Here is a 2,847-nt window from a genome sequence, read left to right as displayed (position 1 = left end):
ACCGTCGACCTCGCGGCCCACGAGGCACGGGCGGGCGGGCGGCCGGTGGGCCTGACCCGCACCGAGTTCGACCTACTGGGGGCCCTGTCGGCCCGCCCGCACCAGGCGCTCACCCGCCGCAAGCTCATCGACACCATCTGGGATCCATCCTGGGTCGGGGACGAGCGGATCGTAGACGTGCACATCGGGCACCTGCGCCGGAAGCTCGGGGAAGACCCGATCGGCTTCATCGACACGGTCCGTGGGGTCGACTACCGGATGGTGACACCGTGAGTCCCCGGCGCGAGCGGAGCCTGGCTACCCGGTTCTTCAACGTCCAGGTGCTGGTGGTCGCAGCCTCCCTGGCGGCGGCAGTCGTGGTGGCCTCCCTGATGGGCCCGGCGATCTTCCACAATCACTTGATCATGGCCGGGCATGCGGAGAACTCCCCGGAGTTGCTGCACGTGGAGCAGGCCTACCGCGACACCAACCTCATCACCGTGGCCGTGGCCTTGGCCACGGCCCTGATCTGCGCCCTGGTCGCCAGCCTCTGGTTATCCCGTCGCATCCAGGGTTCTCTCGGGAAGCTGGCCGAAGCCGCCAAAGGCATGTCCCGCGGCCGCTACGACACCCGGGTACCGGCCCTGGGTGCCGGAGCGGAGGTGGACGGGGTGGCCACCGCGTTCAACACCATGGCGGCTCGTCTGCAAAGTACCGAAGGCACCCGCCGGCGGATGCTCTCGGACCTGGCCCATGAGATGCGCACCCCGATCTCGGTGCTCACCGTGTACTGCGAAGGCCTCCAGGACGGGGTCATCCACTGGGACGAAACCACCAGCGAGATCATGACCGACCAGCTGGGACGCCTCACCCGGCTGGTCGAGGACATCACCGATGTCTCCCGCGCCGAGGAGGGGCGCATCGACCTGGACCGCGCAGAACAGCCCGTGCTCGAACTGCTGCACACCGCCGCCGAGGCCCACAGGGAGTCCTACGCGGCCAAGGGCGTGGCCCTCGACGTGGACGTCGACGATGAGACCGGGGTCCTGGAGGTGGACCGGCAGCGGATGGGGCAGGTGCTGGGCAATCTGCTCACCAACGCCCTGCGCCACACCCCAGCGGGTGGGACGGTCACCGTCAGTGCCACCCATCAGATGTCCGGCCAAGTGGTCCTCTGCATCAGCGACACCGGTGAGGGCATCAGTGCCGAGCAACTGCCTCAGATGTTCGAGCGCTTCTGGCGCGGGGACACCGCCCGGGACCGAGACCACGGCGGCTCGGGGATCGGGCTGGCCATCTCCAAAGCACTGGTCGAAGCCCACGGCGGCACCCTGACCGCCGCCTCCCCCGGCCCCAGACACGGCGCGGTGTTCACCATCCAGTTGCCGACCCCCCAACTGGCCGATCTGCCTCCCGCTCGGGAGGCTCACTGACATCCTTGCACTATACCCCCCCAGGGTATATACCTGAGAGGCGAGGGGCGTTCCCCGTTCCCTCACGATCCGAAGGAGCCCACCATGACCAGCTCGCCCCGCCACCCCCTGCCGATGGCCGCCACCGGTTGCGCCTGCTGCGCTCCCACCTCTGTCCCCGAGGAAGCGGGGACTGCCGTCGAGGCGCAGTCGCCGTCCTCGGACGGCACCGCCACGACCTACCAGGTGGAGGGCATGACCTGCGGCCACTGCGCCGGCCGGGTCACCGAGGCCCTCACGGCGTTGGAGGGGGTCCTTGACGTGCAGATCGACCTCGTAGCCGGCGAGGCTTCGGCCGTTACCGTGACCAGCACCACCCCTGTCGCAGAGGAATCCGTGCGCGCCGCAGTGGCGCGTGCAGGATATGCGGTCACCTCTTCCTGAGCGTGCCGGGACCGGATCCCCCACGGCCCGACCCGGCTCCCGGTCTCCAGGCCCTGCCTGGGGCCACCACCACCCGACTACCCCACGTAAGGACATCCCCATGAACCGAGCCTCTTCCCTCACCGCCGTGGCCCTCGCCTCTGCCCTGGCCCTGGCCGGCTGAGGCACCGGAGGCGGAGAGAACACTGACGCGGCCTCCGAGACCACCAGCTCCACAGCTGCCGCCACCGGGGCCGGCAGCGCCTCGAGCACCCCGTCGGGCGCTACCTCAGGGGAACCGATCGCTGAAGAGCACAACGACGACGACGTGATGTTCGCGCAGATGATGATCCCGCACCACGAGCAGGCCGTGGACATGAGCGAGATCCTGCTGGCCAAGGACGACGTCCCCGCCGATGTCCGGGCCTTCGCCCAGAAGGTCGTCGATGCCCAGGGACCGGAGATCGAGCGCATGAACCAGATGCTGCGGACCTGGGAAGCGCCGATGCCCGGCGAGGACTCCACGTCCATGGGCCACGGGGCCGGCGGGATGATGAGCGAGGAGGACATGGGCATGCTCAACGATGCGCAGGGGACGGACGCGGCCCGGCTGTACCTGGAGCAGATGACCGTCCACCACGAGGGCGCGGTCGAGATGGCCCGGGACCAGGTCGAGCAGGGGCAGAACCCCCAGGCCGTCGAGCTCGCCCGCCAGGTGGTCGAGGACCAGGAGGCGGAGATCACCGAGATGGAGCAGATGCTCCAGGAGCTGCCGGACGGTTCCTGACCGCCCCGGTGACCGGCGTCGCCGCCCACGGGCGGCGCTCTGCAGGAAGCAACGAACCGATCGATGAAGGAGGACCGCGATGATGTGGGGCGACGGCATGGGAGGAGGCATGGGCTGGATGTGGATCTTCTGGCTCCTGCTGATCCTGGGCACGGTGGTGCTGATCTTCGTGCTCGTGAAGGCGTTCACCGGGAACTCGGGCGGCGGGACCCGGCAGGGCGGGAGCGCCCCGCCACCGACGGGTGC

The 2,847-nt window shown here is 69.3% G+C and carries 3 protein-coding genes and 1 pseudogene; all 4 read left to right on the top strand.

Annotated features, from left to right (window positions below):
* Window positions 1–273 (top strand): winged helix-turn-helix domain-containing protein (locus L979_RS09405; RefSeq protein WP_047691957.1); only part of this gene is annotated, 273 nt, incomplete at its 5' end.
* Complete coding sequence (locus tag L979_RS09400; RefSeq protein ID WP_052209739.1) at window positions 270–1,412, top strand: ATP-binding protein; 1,143 nt, start codon at window positions 270–272, stop codon at window positions 1,410–1,412. The genes L979_RS09405 and L979_RS09400, both read left to right, overlap by 4 nt.
* Window positions 1,413–1,496: 84 nt before the next feature.
* Window positions 1,497–1,835, top strand: coding sequence for a heavy-metal-associated domain-containing protein (locus tag L979_RS09395; RefSeq protein WP_047691956.1), 339 nt, complete (start codon window positions 1,497–1,499; stop codon window positions 1,833–1,835).
* 100 nt (window positions 1,836–1,935) lie between these two features.
* A pseudogene (locus L979_RS09390) lies at window positions 1,936–2,601 on the top strand (DUF305 domain-containing protein).
* The last annotated feature ends 246 nt before the right edge of the window (window positions 2,602–2,847 follow it).

Source organism: Kocuria sp. ZOR0020, assembly GCF_000800955.1.
GTDB lineage: Bacteria > Actinomycetota > Actinomycetes > Actinomycetales > Micrococcaceae > Kocuria > Kocuria subflava.
The sequence above is the reverse complement of the archived record's forward strand: the minus strand, read 5'-3'. Positions and strand labels throughout refer to the sequence as shown.